We start from the raw sequence: 16,167 nt of genomic DNA on the forward strand, positions 1-16,167 counted from the left end.
GGCACCCTGCGGGCCGCTCGGACCGCACTGTTGCCAACAGTCTGTCCATGCCCGCGCCGCCGCGTCAACCGCGACGGCGCTTGCTGCTGTCGAAGCGGAAACGAGGGCCTGTCGGCCCCGCCTCAGCGCACGATGACGTTCTTGAACTGCCAGGGATCGTCGTGGTCGACGTCCTCGGGGAAGAGGACGCCGCGGTCCTTGAGCGGCGTCCAGTCGGTATAGCGGCCGACGACGGGGCCGAGATAGGGCAGTTGCACCTCAAGGCACCGACGGAAATCCATCTCGTCGGCTTCGACCACGCCGCGGTCCGGGTTTTCGAGCGCCCAGACCATGCCGGCGAGCACCGCGGAGGTCACCTGCAGACCGGTCGCATTCTGATAAGGCGCGAGGCGCCGCGTCTCCTCGATGGAAAGCTGCGAACCGTACCAGTAGGCATTGCGCGCATGGCCGTAGAGCAGCACGCCGAGTTCATCGATGCCATCGACGATCTCCTCCTCGTCGAGGATGTGCCATATGTCCTGGATCCTCCATTGGCCACCGGCCATCTCGTGCAGCGACAGCACCGCGTCGTCGCAAGGGTGGTAGGCGTAGTGGCAGGTCGGACGGTAGACCACCTTCCCGCCCTCGCGCGCCGTGAAATAGTCGGCGATGGAGATCGCCTCGTTGTGGGTGATGAGCCAGCCGTGCTGGGCCTCGGCCGTCGGCGTCCAGGAGCGCACGCGCGTGCCCGCGCCGGGGCGCATGAGATAGATACCGGCGCCGCAACCGAAGTCGTGGCTGCGGCCCTCTGGCGGCAGCGTCTTCTCGTGCGTGCCCCAGCCAAGCTCGGCAGGCTGCAGGCCTTCGGCGATGAAGCCGTCGACCGACCACGTGTTGACAAACGTGCCGCGCGGCTTGGGCCACTTGGCGCGCTGGGTGTCGCGCTCGGCGACATGGATGCCCTTGACGCCGGCCTTCATCATCAGCTGCGCCCATTCCTCGCGGCTCGCCGGTTCGGGCTCGTCGAGGCCGAGGTCGGCCACGAGGTTGAGGAGCGCCTGCTTGACGAGCCAGGACACCATGCCGGGGTTGGCGCCGCAACAGTTGACGGCCGTGCGGCCCGGGCCAAGCGCGCCCTTCATGTTGAGCACCCCCTCGCGCAGGGCGTAGTTCGAGCGCTGCGAGACCGTGAGGCGCGGGTCCGTGTAGAAGCCGGCCCAGGGTTCGGCCACGGTATCGATGTAGAAGGCGTCGCACTCGCGCGCGAGGCGCATCATCTCGGTGGACGACACCTCGACCGACAGGTTGACGAGAAAGCCCGGCCCCGGTCCGGCCGTCAGCAGCGGCTTGAGGAGATGGTCGAAGTTCTCGCGCGTGATCGCCTCGTTGATGAAGCGGATGCCGCGCTCGTCGAGCACGCCGCGGTTCTTGGCATCGGGATCGATGACCACGAATTTCGAGCGGTCGTGGGCGATGTGGCGTTCGATCAACGGCAGGGTGCCCTTGCCGATGGAACCGAAGCCGATCATGACGATGGGGCCGTCGAAGCGGGCATGCACGGGCCAGTCGGTCATCTCTTCACTCTCCTGGGCTGGCGGGTGATGTCCCGCAGGCGGGACGGACAAAACGGCTGCGACCGCACGAATCCGTGTCCGTGCGGCGCAGTCAATCGGAAAAGCAGGAATCAGGCCGCCCGGGCGTATTCCCGGCCGCCTTCGTGCGCCGCGGCGACGAGCTGGCCAAGATCGGGCAGCGCCGCCGGCAGCCCGGTCGGCGAGACGAGGCCGCGCGCCCCGCCGAGCGCGCCGGGGGCGAGTTCGAGCCCGAGGAAGCGCTCGCGCGTGAAGGGTCCGGGCAGCCACAGGCCGCCGGTGTGCGCCGCCGAGAAGCCGAAGCGCGCGTAATAGGGCGCATCGCCCACGAGCAGGATGGCCCCGTGGCCGAGATCGGCGGCATCGGCGATGGCCTGGCGCATCAGCGCGCCGCCAACGCCGGCCGAGCGCCTATCAGCCGCCACCGCGAGCGGGCCGAGCATGAGCGCCGGCCGTGAGGGACCGGCCGTGACGTGCCACAGGCGCAAGGTGCCGACGAGCCGCCCGCCCTCGCGCGCGGCAAAGGCGAGCCCCTCGGCCGGCAGGCGCCCTTCGCGCAGGCGCTCCGACGTCTTCGTGAAGCGCGCCGCTCCGAAGGCCTCGTCGAGCAGCGCCTCGCGTGCCGCGATGTCACGCGGCTCTTCTTTCCCGATGATCATGGCAATGCCTTCCCCGTCCCGCGGGCGGGACGTTCCGTGCAACCTGCGTTGCTTCGTGAGGAAGGGGAGCCGGCCGCCCGGCTCCCGACGATGGCGGAGCCGGGACCCTGACGGTCCGCGGCTCAGATGTGATAGGCCTTCAGCGGCGGGAAGCCGTTGAACGCGACCGCCGAATAGGTCGTCGTATAGGCGCCCGTGCCCTCGATCAGCACCTTGTCGCCGATCGACAGGCTGACCGGCAGCGGATAAGGCACCTTCTCGTAGAGCACGTCGGCGGAATCGCACGTCGGCCCGGCGAGCACGCACGGCTCCACCGCGTCGCCGTCGCGCGGCGTGCGGATGGGATAGCGGATCGCCTCATCCATCGTCTCGGCGAGGCCGCCGAACTTGCCGATGTCGAGATAGACCCAGCGCACCTCGTCACTCGCGCTCTTCTTCGAGATGAGCACGACCTCGGCCTCGATGATGCCGGCGTTGCCGACCATGCCGCGGCCCGGCTCGATGATCGTCTCCGGAATCGCGTTGCCGAAGTGGCGGCACAGCGCCTGGAAGATTGACGAGCCATAGGCCTCGACCGTCGGAACGTCCCTGAGGTAGCGCGTCGGGAAGCCGCCGCCAAGGTTGACCATCGACAGGTTGATGCCGCGCTCCGCGCACTCGCGGAAGATGCCGGCTGCGGAGCCGAGAGCCTGATCCCAGGCCTCGGTGTTGCCCTGCTGCGACCCGACGTGGAAGGACACGCCATAGGCCTCGAGGCCGAGGCGGTGGGCGTGCTCCAGCACGTCGACGGCGAGCGACGGCTCGCAGCCGAACTTGCGCGACAGCGGCCACTCCGCACCCGCGCCGTCGCAGAGGATGCGGCAGAAGACCTTGGCGCCGGGCGCGGCGCGGGCGACCTTCTCCACCTCGTCCGCGCAGTCGACGGCATAGAGGCGCACACCGAGCGCGAAGGCGCGCGCGATGTCACGCTCCTTCTTGATGGTGTTGCCGAAGGAGATGCGGTCCGGTGTCGCGCCGGCGGCCATGGCCATCTCGATCTCGGCGACGGACGCCGTATCGAAGCACGAGCCGAGGCCGGCGAGCAGCTTCAGCACCTCCGGCGAGGGGTTGGCCTTGACGGCATAGAACACGCGCGTGTCCGGCAGCGCGCGCGCAAAATCGAGGTAGTTGTCGCGCACGACGTCGAGGTCCACCACGAGGCAGGGACCATCCTCTCGTCGGTTGCGCAGAAATTCGCGGATGCGCTCGGTCATCGACCTGCTCCCAAAGCTCAACAGGGGCGAAACCGCCCGGCATGACACGGATGCGATAGCCTGCGTCGCCACGCTGTGGAGACGTGACGACGACGAGGGGTTTCACACCCGAACGTGCTGCCTACGCTTTGGAAGGAATGCCTTCCGCACGCCTGGCAATGATGGACAAGCCTCTTCGGTAGCCCGAGCCGACCTTTGGAGGGTCGGTAGAGACCAAAAAAGCCCGTTCCGTCGTTGCTTTAAGCCGCGTCCCCCGCGGAGAGCGGAGTGCGCCGGTTTCGCCTCCGGCTGCCAGTCAAGTGTTCGAAGCGCTTGCGCTTCGGGCGGCTGTCCGGCCTCTTGTCCGGATGCCCACCGACCGGCACGCGACCACAGGCACGTGCGAAATTGGGCATGCGTTTAATAGTATCGTTGCCTGCCGCTCTCAAGACCCGAAGCGTGCAAAAATGTCGAAAAATTTCGTGCCCCCAGCGCAGCCCCGCCTTGATGCTGCCGCATGGGCGGATTGATGGGATCTTAAAGGTCGGAATGGCACCGTTCCGGCCTCGTTGTTCCCATGGGACGAGGACCAGAAAAGCGCAGCAGATGACGATGGACCGCCGCACCCTTCTCAAGCTCGTCGCAACGGCCGCCGCCGCTTCCCTGATGCCGCGGACCGGCATCGCCCAGCAGGTCGATCCCGCCGCCCGTGGCCCGCAGGCCCGCCCGCCCTTCAGCTTCGAGGAGGTCGTTCGCCGGGCCCGTGATCTCGGTTCTCTACCCTATGAGCGGCCGGCGAGCGCCGTGGCCGACGTATTGGCCAAGCTCGACTTCGATGCCTACCGCGACATCCGCTTCCGTCCGGACAAGGCCCTGCTCGCCCAGAGTGGCGGGCCCTTCCGCATGCAGCTCTTCCACCCCGGCTTCCTCTTCCGCCAGCCGGTGACGATCAACGTCATCCGCGAAGGCGTGCCAACGCCGGTGCCCTTCTCCGCCCAGATGTTCGACTACGGCCGCACCAAGCTCGACAAGCCGCTGCCGGTGAATACGGGCTTCGCGGGCTTTCGTCTGCACTATCCACTCAACAACCCGAAGGTGCTCGACGAGGTCATCTCCTTCCTCGGCGCGAGCTATTTCCGCTTCCTCGGCCGCAACCAGCACTACGGGCTTTCGGCGCGCGGGCTCGCCGTCAACGCCGGCGGGGAACCCGAGGAATTTCCCGTCTTCCGAGAGTTCTGGATCGAGAACCCGGAAGCCAATGCCGAGCGCGCCACGATCTACGCCCTGCTCGACAGCCCCTCCATCGCGGGAGCCTTCCAGTTCCACCTCTACCCCGCGGCGCAGAGCGTCCTCGACGTGACGGCGACGCTGTTCCCGCGCACCAGCATCCCGAAGCTCGGCATAGCGCCGCTGACCTCGATGTTCTTCTCTGGCGAGAACGACCGCCACCTCGACACGGGCTACCGGCCGGAGCTGCACGATTCGGACGGCCTGCTCATCCATTCCGGCTCGGGCGAATGGATCTGGCGTCCCCTGCGCAATCCCGCGCGTCCCGCCATCGCCGCCTTCGTCGAGAGGAACCCGCGCGGCTTCGGTCTGATGCAGCGGGACCGGCATTTCTCACACTATCAGGACCTCGACCTGCACTATCAGACACGCCCGAGCTACTGGATCGAGCCGCGCGGCGACTGGGGCGAGGGGCATGTGGAACTCGTCGAACTGCCCACCGGCGACGAGACGAACGACAACATCGTCGCCGCATGGATCCCGCGCCAGACGCCGGATCGCGGGCAGGAACTGACCTTCGGCTACCGCATCACCGCCCTCGACCGGGAGACGGAGATGCATCCCGGCGGCAAGGTGCTCAACACCTTCGTCACCGTGCCGAAGGCGCACGGTTCGGACGAGCCGGTGCCGGCGGGGGCGCGACGCTATCTCGTCGATTTCAACGGCGACGACCTGCCCTATTATCTCGGCGACCCGCAACTGGTGCAGGTCGATGCCAGCATCTCGGCCGGCCAGGTCACGCGCGCCTTCGTGCTGCCGAATCCGGCCATCGGCGGCTTCCGCGCCTCCATCGATATCGAGGTGCCGGAGGGCCAGACAGGCGATGTGCGCGCTTTCCTGCGCGCCGGCGACAAGGCGCTGACCGAAACCTGGATCTATCCCTGGTCGAGCCAGTGAAGGGGCTCAGTAACCCTCTTTTTGCCACGGCTGCGGCGGCGGACAATCCGCCACCTCGCGCAGCATGGCGATGAAGGCCTCGGCGCCGTGAATGGCGCAGGCCTCGCCTTTCTCGCGGCTGGCGCGCGCGGCATCGCCCATGGCGCCAGCCTCATGCAGGTCCTGGCTCATCCAGCCGAAGGACGTTGCCGTGCCGATGCCGATGTGGCGATAGCGTTGCTCCATGGCGAGCGAGCGCGGCTCGAAGTTCTCGGCCTTGTCCATGCGCACTGTGTCGGGCCGGAAGGCGAGCATCAGCGAGGTCTCCACCTCGCCCGCATGGATGCCGTGCCTCAATTCGCGCGCGGCGAAGAGGTCGGGATAGCCGAAGCGATGCCAGGAAGCCGAGACCACCAGCATGTCGCAGGCGACGCGCAACTCACGGGCCACGATGTCGATGATAGCGACGTTGCCGCCATGCGAGTTGACGATGACGAGCTTGCGACAACCGGCGCGGGCGACGCTCTCGCCGATCTCGGTCCAGGCCCGCATGGCCGTCTCGGCCGACAAGGTGAGTGTACCCGGATAGGCGAGATGCTCGTTCGACTTGCCAACCGACTGCACCGGCAGGAACAGCACGAATAGATCGTCAGGCAGGCGCCGCGCCACGGCGTCGAGATAGCCCTGCATGATATGGGTATCGACGCCGACCGGCAGGTGCGGGCCGTGCTGCTCGACAGCAGCGACCGGCAGCACGGCGATCGCCTCGTCCATGGGCAGACGGCGGAAGTCGTCGCTCGTCAGATCGAGCCAGTAGCGAGAGGGAAACATGGCGGCAGATCCTCGGCTTGCGGAATGTCAGCCCGGCGTCAGCCCTTGGCGGCGGCGATGATCTCCACCTCCACCTTGAACTCCTCGCGCGTGAAGCCGGAGACGATCATCAGCGTGGAGGCCGGCGGCGGCTCGCGCACGAATCGGTCGCGCACCTCCATATAGGCCTTCATGAAGGCCCTGTCGGTGACATAAGCGTTGATGCGCACGATATCGCCGAAATCCATGTCCGCCTCCGCCAGGATCGCGCCGATCGCGCGAAAGCACAGTTCGGCCTGGGCGCCGGCGTCCTCCGGCACCTCGTCGTTGACGCTGATGCCGAGTTGGCCGGAAGCGAACAGCATGCGGCTGCCGGCCTGCACCTCGACGGCATGGCTGTAGCGGGCGAAGGGCGGGCGGACACCCGCCGGGCTATGGGCCTTGTTCATTCTTGTCCGTCCGTTGCTCGGAGACTTGCCACACCATCGCGGACACGCCGCATCACGGCAACGCCCGAATGGGAAGGGCGCCATGCACCGGGCGGGACCGTTCCTGTCCGGCACGGGTCTTGCCAGCGCCGTGCCGGGATCGCCGTTGAACCTTGCCAACCGGCGCGCTGGCATCGCACAACAGGCGTCTTAGCTGGAAGGCTGCGCAAGAGGGAGGCAGCGCATGAACGGTTCAAAGGCACTGGCAGCAGGTGTGACTGCTCTTGCCATCCTCGCTGCAACGAGCGGTGCCGAGGCGCTCGACAAGGTACGCTTCGGCACCAACTGGGTCGCCCAGGCCGAGCATGGCGGCTATTACCAGGCCGTCGTCGACGGCACCTACGCGAAATACGGCCTCGACGTCGAGATCGTCCCCGGCGGGCCGCAGTCCAACAACCGCATGCTGCTCCCGGTCGGCAAGCTCGACTTTTACATGGGCGGCAACATGATCCAGGCCTTCTCGGCCGTCCAGGAGAACATCCCGACCCTCGTCGTCGCCGCCCATTTCCAGAAGGACCCGCAGGTCATCATCTCGCACCCTGGCATGGACAAGTGGGAGGATCTCAAGGGCGCCACGCTGCTGATCTCCAAGGAGGGCCTTGCCTCCTTCTACCAGTGGATGGTGAGCCAGTACGGCTTCAGCGAGAGCCAGGTCCGCCCCTACAACTACAATGCCGCCCCCTTCATCGCGGACAAGAAAGCGGGCCAGCAGGGCTACCTCACCTCCGAGCCACTGGCCGTCGAGCGCGAGGCCGGCTTCAAGCCCAACGTCTTCCTGCTCGCCGACTACGGTTTCTCGACCTATGCGACGACCGTCGAGACGCGCCGCGATCTCGTCGAGAAGAACCCCGACCTCGTGCAGCGCTTCGTCGATGCCTCGGCCATCGGCTGGTACAATTACCTCTACGGCGACAACGCCAAGGCCAACGAAGCCATCAAGCGCGACAACCCGGAGATGACTGACGAGCAGATCGCCTATTCTGTCGCCAAGATGAAGGAATACGGCATCGTCGATTCGGGCGACGCGAGCGATAAGGGCATTGGCGCGATGACCGACGAGCGCATGAAGGACTTCTTCGACAAGATGGTGAAGGCCGGCGTCGTGCCGGCGGACCTCGACTACAAGAAGAGCTACACCCTCCAGTTCGTGAACAAGGGTGTCGGCCTCGACCTCAAACCCAAGAATTGATCGGGACCTGAACTGACGGGAAGAGGAAGCGGTCGGAAACCGGCAGCGGCTCGCCCCCGGCGGTTGACGCGCCGGGGCGGGGAGTGCAAGCACTGACGCAATCGACGCCAAGACGAATGCGCGGCGTGTCGCCCGGCGGCACGAGATTCAACGACACTCGAGACCTAATGATGCTCGCTTCGCTGTCGCCGACCGTCGCGGACCGGGAACCGGTCGTGTCCCTCAGCGGGGTCGGCAAGACGTTCTCCAACGGCACGATGGCGCTCGATAACCTCAACCTCGACGTCTTTCCGGGCGAGTTCCTGTCGCTGCTCGGGCCATCGGGCTGCGGCAAATCGACGGCGCTGCGGCTGATGGCGGGCCTCGGCCGGGCGACGTGCGGCGAGGTCTCCATCGTCCGCCACGATCCCGGCGAGCACCGCGGCGACATCGGCTTCGTCTTCCAGGAGCCGACGCTGATGCCCTGGGCGACGGTGGCGGACAATGTCTGGCTGCCCCTGCGCCTCAAGGGCGTATCGCGGGCGAAGGCCGATCCCGTGATCCGTGACAGCCTCGCGCTCGTCGGCCTCGCCGCCTTCGCCGGCGCGTATCCGCGCGAATTGTCCGGCGGCATGAAGATGCGCGTCTCCATCGCCCGCGCACTCGCGACGAAGCCCTCCATCCTCCTGATGGACGAGCCCTTCGCCGCGCTCGACGAGATCACCCGCTTCAGGCTCAACGACGATCTCCTGCGCCTCAAGGCCGAGCTCGGCTGTACGGTCGTCTTCGTCACCCATTCGGTTTACGAGAGCGTCTACATGTCGAGCCGCATCGTGGTGATGGCGGCGCGCCCCGGCCGCGTCGTCTCGACGATCGAGGTCGACGCGCCGATGCCGCGTGGCGAGAGCTTCCGCGCCACGGCGCGCTATGCCGAATTGTGCCGCGAGGCCTCGGCCGCCCTGCACGGCGCCATGGCGCCCGACGACCATCTCTAGCAGCCCACGATGAGCGCCTCGACAGACGATACGCCCGCAACCTCCGGCCCCTCGCGCATGGATGCGACGCGCCTCGCCGCCATCCTCCTGCCGGTCGCGATTCTCCTCCTCGCCGTCGCCGGCTGGGAGGCGGCGGTTCAGCTCAACGAGATCCCTCCCTACATCCTGCCGGCGCCGTCGCAGATCGCGGCGACGCTCGTCAAGGACTGGCCGGTGCTGTTCGGCTCGCTGCTCGTGACGCTGCGCATCACCTTTCTCGCGCTGTTCGCCGCCGTCGTCGGGGGCGTCCTGCTCGCCATCCTCTTCGCCCAGTCGCGCTGGATCGAACTGTCCTTCTTCCCCTTTGCGGTGATCCTGCAGGTGACGCCGATCGTCGCCATCGCGCCGCTGCTGCTCATCTATCTCGAGCCGGGCACGGCCGTGCTCGTCTGCGCTTTCCTCGTCGCCTTCTTCCCCATCCTGTCGAACACCGCGCTCGGGCTTGCCTCCGCGGATCACAACCTGCGCGACCTCTTCGACCTCTACGGCGCCTCGCGCTTCAAGCAGCTCGTCTACCTGCGCCTGCCGGCCGCCCTGCCCTATTTCCTCGGTGGGCTGCGCATCGGCGGCGGGATGGCGCTGATCGGCGCCATCGTCGCCGAGATCGCCGCCGGCACGGCGGGCCAGGGCTCGGGCCTTGCCTTCCGCATCATCGAATCGGGCTACCGGCTCAACATCCCGCGCATGTTCGCGGCGCTCTTCCTGATCTCTGTGGCGGGCATCCTCATCTTCCTCCTCTTCACGGCCCTCAGCCATCTCCTGCTGCACCGCTGGCACGAGAGCGCCCGCAAGCGGGAGGCCTGAGGTGAGCCGCGGCTTCCTTTCGCTTCCCGACACGTCGGCCTTCGTCCTCGCCGACGCCACGGTGCCGGCGGCGGTGCTGCCCGCGGCGGCCTTACGCGGCGCCGTCGAAGGGCTCGTGCGCTGCGACATTCACGTGGCCGACGGCCGCATCGCGCGCATCGCTCCCGTCGGTGGCGGCGAGGAAACAGCGTCCGCGCCGACGCGGGTCGGCCTCGACGGCGGCATCGTCCTGCCACGCCTCGTCGACGTGCATACTCATCTCGACAAGGGCCACATCTGGCCGCGCACGCCGAACCCCGACGGCAGCTTCATGGGCGCGCTCGACAGCGCCGGGCGGGATCGCATTGCCTTCTGGAGCGCCGAAGACGTCGCCGCCCGCATGGACTTCGCCCTGCGCTGCGCCCTCGCCCACGGCACGGGCGCCGTGCGCACGCATCTCGACTCGCTCGGGCCGCAGACCGCCATCTCCTGGCCGGTCTTCGCCGAGATGCGCGAGGCGTGGAAGGGGCGCATCGCCCTACAGGCGACCGCGCTCTTCACCTGCGACATCGTCACCGGCGACGAGCCGCAATTCCGCGACATCGTCGCCACCGTCGCCCGTCATGGCGGCGTCCTCGGCGGCGTCACCTTCCTCGGCGCCGCGCCAGATGCGGCGCTCGATCTTGCCCTCGATCGCATCTTCATGGCCGCCGCAGCCAACGGTCTCGACCTCGACTTCCATGTTGACGAGAGCGACGCCCCCGAGGCGCGCAGCCTCGAGCGCATCGCCGACGCCGCCATGCGCCACCGCTTCAAGGGCCGCATCCTCGCCGGCCACTGCTGCTCGCTGGCCCTGCAGAATGAAACCGATGCCGCGCGCGTTATCGACAAGCTGGGCGAAGCGGGCATTGCCGTGGTCTCGCTGCCGATGTGCAACATGTACCTGCAGGATCGCCGCCCGGGACGCACGCCACGCTGGCGCGGCGTCGCGCCCCTGCACGAGCTGAAGGCCGCCGGAGTGCCGGTGATGGTGGCGAGCGACAACACGCGCGACCCCTTCTACGCTTACGGCGACCTCGACATGGTCGAGGTCTTTCGCGAAGCGACGCGCGTCGCCCATCTCGATCACAACGGCGACGACTGGATCGCGACGGTGACGACGACGCCGGGCGACGTGATGCGCCTTGCCGACGCGGGCCGGCTCGCCGAGGGTGGCCCGGCCGACCTCGTGCTAACACGGGCGCGCAGCTGGACGGAACTTCTGGCACGGCCACAGGCGGACCGCGTCGTCGTCGTGGCCGGCCGGGCCCTCGACGAGGCCCTGCCGGACTATCACGAACTCGACCGGCTGGTCGCAGCGCAACGAGAGGGACAGGACCGATGACCCACCGCTACGACATCGAGGGGCTGAAGAGCCGCATCGACGGTATCAAGACAGAGGACAACCCGGCCCTCGTGCGCCAGAAGAGCCGCGACTTCTTCTGGTATTCGCCGACCCTCAAGCGCCAACTCGAGAACGTCACCGGCGACATCCTCGTCTCGCCCGCGAGCGAGAGCGAGGTGCTGCGCGTGCTCGCCGCCGCCTACGAGCTCGGCATCCCGGTCACACCGCGCGGCACCGGTACCGGCAATTACGGCCAGGCCATGCCACTCTCTGGCGGTGTCGTCCTCGACATGTCGGGCATGGACAAGGTCAAGGAGATCGGCCCCGGGCGCCTCGTGGCCGAGCCCGGCGCCATGCTCGCCAAGATCGACCGGCAGACCCGGCCCCATTCCGGGCAGGAGCTGCGCCTCTTCCCGTCCACCTATGCCACCGCCTCGCTCGGCGGCTTCATCGCCGGCGGCTCGGGCGGCGTCGGCTCCATCCGCTGGGGCGGCTTGCGCGATGCCGGCAACGTCCTCTCGCTCAAGGTCGCGACCATGGAGGCGAGCCCGCGCGTCCTGACGCTCACGGGCGACGACCTGCACAAGGTGGCCCATGCCTACGGCACCAACGGCATCATCACGGAAGTCTCCGTGCCGCTGGCGCCGGCCTATACCTGGGTCGACGTCATTGTCGGCTTCGACACGCTGGCTGCGGCCGCGGCCTATGCCAACGCCCTCGGCGAGCAGGACGGGCTCCTCCTGAAGGAGCTCGCCGTCATCGCTGCGCCGGTTCCCCATGACGTCTTCCTGCGCCACCAGAAATTCCTGCCGCGGGAGAAGCACATCGCTGTCGCCATGGTGGCGGAGCACGCGCTCGACGCCACCCTCGCCTTCACCCGCCGCTTCGCGGGGGCGGAGGTGCTCTTCCGCCAGGACGTGATGAGCCCCGAGGAGCTGCGCGGCCTGCCGCCTGCCTTCGAGCTCGCCTGGAATCACACGACGCTGCGCGCCCTGCGCATCGACCCGAGCATCACCTATCTGCAGACGCTCTATCCCTTCCCGAACCAGCTCGACCTCGTCGAGAAGACCCGCGAGCGCTTCGGCGACGAGGTGATGGCCCATCTCGAATTCGTCCGCTTCGACGGCAAGATCACCTGCTTTGGCCTGCCGCTCGTGCGCTTTACCAGCGAGGAGCGCCTCGACGAGATCATCCGCATCCACGAGGACATGGGCGTGCCTGTGTTCAATCCGCATCGCTACACGCTCGAAGAGGGTGGCATGAAGCAGACCGATGCCGTGCAACTCGCCTTCAAGCGCGAGGCCGACCCACGGGGCCTCCTTAACCCCGGCAAGATGATCGCCTGGGAGAACCCGGACTACGATTACACGTCGGGCAAGACCTACCTCTTTCCTGGCCTTGCCGACCGCGCCGCCTGACGCCGGGCGGCAGCGATGCGCATCCTCCTCGTCTACTGCCACCCTTGCGCGGACAGCTTCACCGCGGCGGTGCGCGACACCGCCCTCTCTGCCCTGTCGGGCCGAGGGCACGACGTGCACCTGCTCGATCTCTATGCCGAGGGCTTCGACCCGGTAATGAGCGCGGACGAGCGCCGCGGCTATCACACGCCCGGCACCAACGAGGAGCCGGTCGCCGGCCATCTCGCCCTGCTGCGCTGGGCGGAAGGGCTCGTCTTCGTCCACCCCACCTGGTGGTACGGGCCGCCGGCGATGCTCAAGGGCTGGCTCGATCGCGTCTTCGTGCCGCATGCCACCTTCCGCATGCCCGAGCGCGGCAAGACGACCCTCGGCACCATGGGCCACATCCGCTTTCTCGCCGTCGTCTCCACCCTCGGCAGCCCGCGCTGGTGGTGGTGGTTCATGGGCATGCCCGGCCGGCGCATGCTGCTGACCGGCATCGGCGCCCTGTGCGGCCTCAGGTGCAAGCGCCTCTGGCTCGGCCTGCACGGCATGGACACCGTGACGGCGGACGAGCGCCGGCGCTTTCTCGCCAGGGTTTCGCGCGTCCTCGGCCGTGTCTGACCGACGATAGGCTCAGGCCGTCATTGAAGTGTCACGGCCTGCCGGTCATTATTTCGACGGCAAGGCAAGCCTTTCCGTGAGCAAAACTGTTCGAGGCCCGCAATGAAGCACCCGGTCGCCAAGAGTGTCGGGTGGGCATTGGTCCACGCCGCCCGTCTCCACCGCACGCGCGTCGGCGAGCGGCTCAACGGCCTCGGCCTGTTCCCGGGCCAGGAACAGGTGCTGCAGGCCCTCGTCGGCGGCAAGACGCTAACCATGGGCGAGCTCGCCAGCCTCCTGCGCGTCAAGCCGCCCACCGCCTCCAAGACCATCGCTCGGCTCGCGGCTCAGGGGCTTGTCCAGCGCGCCACAGAGCCGGGTGACGCCCGCATCGTCGTCGTGAGGCTGACCGACGAGGGCGCCCGCCGCGCCGCCTCGATCGATAATCTCTGGAACGAGGTGGAGGACGATCTACTGCGGGGCTTCGACAACAAGGACCGCAAGCGCCTGCGCAAGCTCCTGCGCAAGGCTGCCAGGAATCTCGCGGGCAGCAGCTCCGACGAGGGCGAGAGTCTCGACGAGGATCCTGACACCGACGACATCGAGGAGGCGCCCGCGATCGCCTCCGTTGGCTGAGCACCGCATCGCCGCAGCACCGCACAAGGCGCAGGGGAGCTTTGCGGGGGGACGACTCGCTCTTCGCCCGCGCCTCGTCTAGCGTCGGGCATGGCTCGGTCAAAACGGTTGAAATCGGCAGGATGACGCAGGCCTCGCTCGAAGCGGCGGATGAAAGGGCGCGCAGGGACCGGCTCGTCGCGATCGCCCTGATGTGCGGGGCCCTTCTGTGCTTCGCCTGCCTCGACACCAGCGCCAAGTGGCTCAACCGTTACATGGACCCCATCCAGACGGTGTGGGTGCGCTATATCGGCAGCATCATCTTTGTGGCGGCGCTCATCAATCCCGCCACGCATCCCGGCGTTCTCAGGACCAACCGCCTCGCGCTGCAGCTCGGGCGCTCGCTGCTGCTCTTCCTGTCAACGATTCTCAACTTCTTCGCGCTGCGCTACCTGCAGCTCGTCGAGACGATGTCGATCCTCTTTTCGACGCCGCTCATCGTCGCGCTGATCGCCGGCCCGCTCCTCGGCGAATGGGCGGGGCCGCGACGCCTCGCCGCCATCGGCGTCGGATTCATCGGCGTCCTCGTGGTCACCCGGCCCGGCATCGGCGGGCTGCATCCGGCCGCGCTGCTCTCCGTCGCCGGCGCCGTCTGCTATGCTCTTTACAGCATCGCCACGCGCGTCCTCGCCGCCCATGATTCGTCCGAGACGACGATGGTCTATTCCGGCTTCGCCGGGGTGGCGCTGACGACGCCGATCATTCCCTTCGTCTGGTCAGCTCCGGCCTCGCTCATGGTCTGGCTCATGATGTTCGCCGTCGGCGCTTTCGGCGCGCTCGGGCACTGGATGCTGATTCTGGCGCACCGGCGTGCCCCCGCCCCGATTCTCGCCCCTTTCATCTACACGCAGATCGTGTGGATGATCGCGCTCGGCCTCATCGTCTTCGGCGATGTGCCGGACGGATGGACGCTCGCGGGCGCCGGCATCGTCGTCGCATCCGGGCTCTATCTGCTGTACCGGGAGCGCGTGCAGAAGACCCCGCTGAGCCAGGCTGCAGGCTGAGACGGACATCTTGCCGCGTGCCGCGGCGCAGAATGTCGTTTCGCCAAATGGCCCCTTGACTTAATTCGATTGAAAATGCGTCCTTGCTGGACAAGCAAAGGGCTCCGGCGAAGCGGGGCAGACCAGGGGGAAGCGCAGACCATGACCGTCGATGGCTTGATGACCGAAGGCCAGGAGCGCGGCCGCGTAACCCTGCAGGTCATCGCCGACAAGCTCTCCCTCTCCACGGCCACCGTCTCGCTCGCCCTGCGCGACAGCGCCGTGGTGGCCGAGAGCACCAAGCAGCGCGTGCAGGAACTCGCCCGCGAGCTCGGCTATGTCTACAACCGCAGCGCCGCCAGCCTGCGCACCGCCCGCACCAACATCATCGCGGTCGCCTTCCACGACATCACCAACCCCTATTTCACCGAACTGCTCAGCACGATCGAGGACACGGCGAGCCGCAACGGCCTCACCATCCTGCTAGGCACCTATGCCGAGAGTCTCGAGAAGCAGAACAAGGTCTTCGCGACGCTCCGGGAATATCGGCCGGACGGCATGATCATCTGCCCTGCCGGTGGCACCACGGTCGCCAACCTGCGCATCCTGACGTCAGCGGGCATTCCCGTCGTGCAGGTGTCGCGCGAGGTGCCTGACGCCCCTCTCGACTTCGCCGGCTCCGACGACGCGCGGGGCATGGAGCTGGCGGTCGAGCACCTGCTCGCGCTCGGCCACCGGCGCATTGCGCTCATCGGCGGCAACGAGTTGATCTCGACCGGGCACAACCGCAGGATCGGCTATCGCAACACCCTCGCCCGCCATGGCATCCGCTTCGATCCCGCCCTCGTCGTCGAGGGCTTCGGCACGCGCGAGCTCGGCTTCCGCAGCGTGCAGAGTCTGCTCGGACTTCACGATCCGCCGACGGCCGCCGTCTGCTTCAACGACCTCGTCGCCTTCGGCGCGATGCTCGGCCTGCGCCATGCGGGGCGTGAGGCCGGCGTCGACTTTTCGGTCGTCGGTTGCGACGACGTCGCCGAGGCAGCCCAGTGGTATCCGGCCCTGACGACGGTTCATAACCGCCAGCTCGAAATGGGCCAGAGCGCCGCCGAGCTGCTTATCCGCCGCATCGCCTCACCGCAGGCGGAGGTGCGCCGCGTCCTCCTCGAGCCGCGCCTCGTCGTGCGCAACTCGACCTGCCCGCTGCGGTGACAAGGGGC

Annotated in this window: 15 protein-coding genes; 10 read left to right on the forward strand and 5 right to left on the reverse strand. The window is 67.7% G+C overall.

Annotated elements, in window-relative coordinates; genetic code table 11:
• Positions 1-122: 122 nt before the first annotated feature.
• From BOQ54_RS14670 to BOQ54_RS14680, 3 genes are all read right to left on the reverse strand, one after another.
• Positions 123-1,553, reverse strand: a complete 1,431-nt coding sequence (locus BOQ54_RS14670) for a homospermidine synthase (RefSeq protein WP_063186991.1) — start codon at positions 1,551-1,553, stop codon at positions 123-125.
• 110 nt (positions 1,554-1,663) lie between these two features.
• On the reverse strand, positions 1,664-2,230 hold the full coding sequence (locus BOQ54_RS14675) for a GNAT family N-acetyltransferase (protein ID WP_071924165.1): 567 nt from the start codon (positions 2,228-2,230) through the stop codon (positions 1,664-1,666).
• A 122-nt stretch (positions 2,231-2,352) separates the two neighbouring features.
• Positions 2,353-3,483 carry a type III PLP-dependent enzyme gene (locus BOQ54_RS14680; protein WP_071924166.1) on the reverse strand — a complete coding sequence of 377 codons (1,131 nt, stop codon included), beginning with the start codon at positions 3,481-3,483 and terminating at the stop codon, positions 2,353-2,355.
• A gap of 585 nt (positions 3,484-4,068) precedes the next feature.
• On the opposite strand from BOQ54_RS14680, the gene BOQ54_RS14685 reads away from it, so the two are divergent.
• A complete protein-coding gene (locus BOQ54_RS14685) occupies positions 4,069-5,646 on the forward strand; it encodes a glucan biosynthesis protein (RefSeq protein ID WP_055457776.1) in 1,578 nt (525 codons plus the stop codon).
• A 6-nt stretch (positions 5,647-5,652) separates the two neighbouring features.
• On the opposite strand, the gene BOQ54_RS14690 is transcribed toward BOQ54_RS14685, so the two are convergent.
• Together BOQ54_RS14690 and BOQ54_RS14695 are read right to left on the reverse strand one after the other, a co-directional pair.
• Positions 5,653-6,456: a creatininase family protein gene (locus BOQ54_RS14690; protein ID WP_055457777.1), complete on the reverse strand. Its 804-nt coding sequence runs from the start codon at positions 6,454-6,456 to the stop codon at positions 5,653-5,655.
• A gap of 38 nt (positions 6,457-6,494) precedes the next feature.
• Complete coding sequence (locus BOQ54_RS14695; RefSeq protein ID WP_055457778.1) at positions 6,495-6,884, reverse strand: RidA family protein; 390 nt, start codon at positions 6,882-6,884, stop codon at positions 6,495-6,497.
• A 223-nt stretch (positions 6,885-7,107) separates the two neighbouring features.
• Between BOQ54_RS14695 and BOQ54_RS14700 the strand changes: the two genes are divergently transcribed.
• The 9 genes from BOQ54_RS14700 to BOQ54_RS14740 all read left to right on the forward strand — a co-directional run bounded on the left by BOQ54_RS14700 (position 7,108) and on the right by BOQ54_RS14740 (position 16,159).
• Positions 7,108-8,112 (forward strand): ABC transporter substrate-binding protein, encoded by a 1,005-nt coding sequence (locus tag BOQ54_RS14700; RefSeq protein WP_055457779.1) that lies wholly within the window; start codon positions 7,108-7,110, stop codon positions 8,110-8,112.
• Positions 8,113-8,279: 167 nt separating this feature from the next.
• Positions 8,280-9,086 carry an ABC transporter ATP-binding protein gene (locus BOQ54_RS14705; protein ID WP_071924167.1) on the forward strand — a complete coding sequence of 269 codons (807 nt, stop codon included), beginning with the start codon at positions 8,280-8,282 and terminating at the stop codon, positions 9,084-9,086.
• A 9-nt stretch (positions 9,087-9,095) separates the two neighbouring features.
• The gene (locus BOQ54_RS14710) at positions 9,096-9,929 is read left to right on the forward strand and encodes an ABC transporter permease (protein WP_071924168.1); all 834 of its coding nucleotides are present in this window, start codon (positions 9,096-9,098) and stop codon (positions 9,927-9,929) included.
• 1 nt (position 9,930) lies between these two features.
• Positions 9,931-11,292, forward strand: coding sequence for a cytosine deaminase (locus BOQ54_RS14715; RefSeq protein WP_071924169.1), 1,362 nt, complete (start codon positions 9,931-9,933; stop codon positions 11,290-11,292).
• The gene (locus BOQ54_RS14720) at positions 11,289-12,710 is read left to right on the forward strand and encodes an FAD-binding oxidoreductase (protein ID WP_071924170.1); all 1,422 of its coding nucleotides are present in this window, start codon (positions 11,289-11,291) and stop codon (positions 12,708-12,710) included. Before BOQ54_RS14715 ends, BOQ54_RS14720 begins: the two co-directional genes overlap by 4 nt.
• A gap of 15 nt (positions 12,711-12,725) precedes the next feature.
• A complete protein-coding gene (locus BOQ54_RS14725) occupies positions 12,726-13,313 on the forward strand; it encodes an NAD(P)H-dependent oxidoreductase (RefSeq protein ID WP_055457784.1) in 588 nt (195 codons plus the stop codon).
• A gap of 102 nt (positions 13,314-13,415) precedes the next feature.
• The gene (locus tag BOQ54_RS14730; RefSeq protein WP_071924171.1) at positions 13,416-13,928 is read left to right on the forward strand and encodes a MarR family winged helix-turn-helix transcriptional regulator; all 513 of its coding nucleotides are present in this window, start codon (positions 13,416-13,418) and stop codon (positions 13,926-13,928) included.
• 122 nt (positions 13,929-14,050) lie between these two features.
• Positions 14,051-14,971, forward strand: a complete 921-nt coding sequence (locus BOQ54_RS14735) for a DMT family transporter (RefSeq protein ID WP_071924172.1) — start codon at positions 14,051-14,053, stop codon at positions 14,969-14,971.
• A gap of 141 nt (positions 14,972-15,112) precedes the next feature.
• Positions 15,113-16,159, forward strand: coding sequence for a LacI family DNA-binding transcriptional regulator (locus BOQ54_RS14740; RefSeq protein WP_055457787.1), 1,047 nt, complete (start codon positions 15,113-15,115; stop codon positions 16,157-16,159).
• The last annotated feature ends 8 nt before the right edge of the window (positions 16,160-16,167 follow it).

The sequence above is a fragment of the Chelatococcus daeguensis genome (assembly GCF_001887265.1).
GTDB lineage: Bacteria > Pseudomonadota > Alphaproteobacteria > Rhizobiales > Beijerinckiaceae > Chelatococcus_A > Chelatococcus_A sambhunathii.

Coding starts and splice junctions, on each gene's coding strand:
- BOQ54_RS14735 (WP_071924172.1), top strand. CDS start 14,051: ATGACGCAGGCCTCGCTCGAAGCGGCGGATGAAAGGGCGCGCAGGGAC.
- BOQ54_RS14730 (WP_071924171.1), top strand. CDS start 13,416: ATGAAGCACCCGGTCGCCAAGAGTGTCGGGTGGGCATTGGTCCACGCC.
- BOQ54_RS14710 (WP_071924168.1), top strand. CDS start 9,096: ATGAGCGCCTCGACAGACGATACGCCCGCAACCTCCGGCCCCTCGCGC.
- BOQ54_RS14720 (WP_071924170.1), top strand. CDS start 11,289: ATGACCCACCGCTACGACATCGAGGGGCTGAAGAGCCGCATCGACGGT.
- BOQ54_RS14705 (WP_071924167.1), top strand. CDS start 8,280: ATGATGCTCGCTTCGCTGTCGCCGACCGTCGCGGACCGGGAACCGGTC.
- BOQ54_RS14700 (WP_055457779.1), top strand. CDS start 7,108: ATGAACGGTTCAAAGGCACTGGCAGCAGGTGTGACTGCTCTTGCCATC.
- BOQ54_RS14685 (WP_055457776.1), top strand. CDS start 4,069: ATGACGATGGACCGCCGCACCCTTCTCAAGCTCGTCGCAACGGCCGCC.
- BOQ54_RS14740 (WP_055457787.1), top strand. CDS start 15,113: ATGACCGTCGATGGCTTGATGACCGAAGGCCAGGAGCGCGGCCGCGTA.
- BOQ54_RS14670 (WP_063186991.1), bottom strand. CDS start 1,553: ATGACCGACTGGCCCGTGCATGCCCGCTTCGACGGCCCCATCGTCATG.
- BOQ54_RS14680 (WP_071924166.1), bottom strand. CDS start 3,483: ATGACCGAGCGCATCCGCGAATTTCTGCGCAACCGACGAGAGGATGGT.
- BOQ54_RS14695 (WP_055457778.1), bottom strand. CDS start 6,884: ATGAACAAGGCCCATAGCCCGGCGGGTGTCCGCCCGCCCTTCGCCCGC.
- BOQ54_RS14690 (WP_055457777.1), bottom strand. CDS start 6,456: ATGTTTCCCTCTCGCTACTGGCTCGATCTGACGAGCGACGACTTCCGC.
- BOQ54_RS14725 (WP_055457784.1), top strand. CDS start 12,726: ATGCGCATCCTCCTCGTCTACTGCCACCCTTGCGCGGACAGCTTCACC.
- BOQ54_RS14675 (WP_071924165.1), bottom strand. CDS start 2,230: ATGATCATCGGGAAAGAAGAGCCGCGTGACATCGCGGCACGCGAGGCG.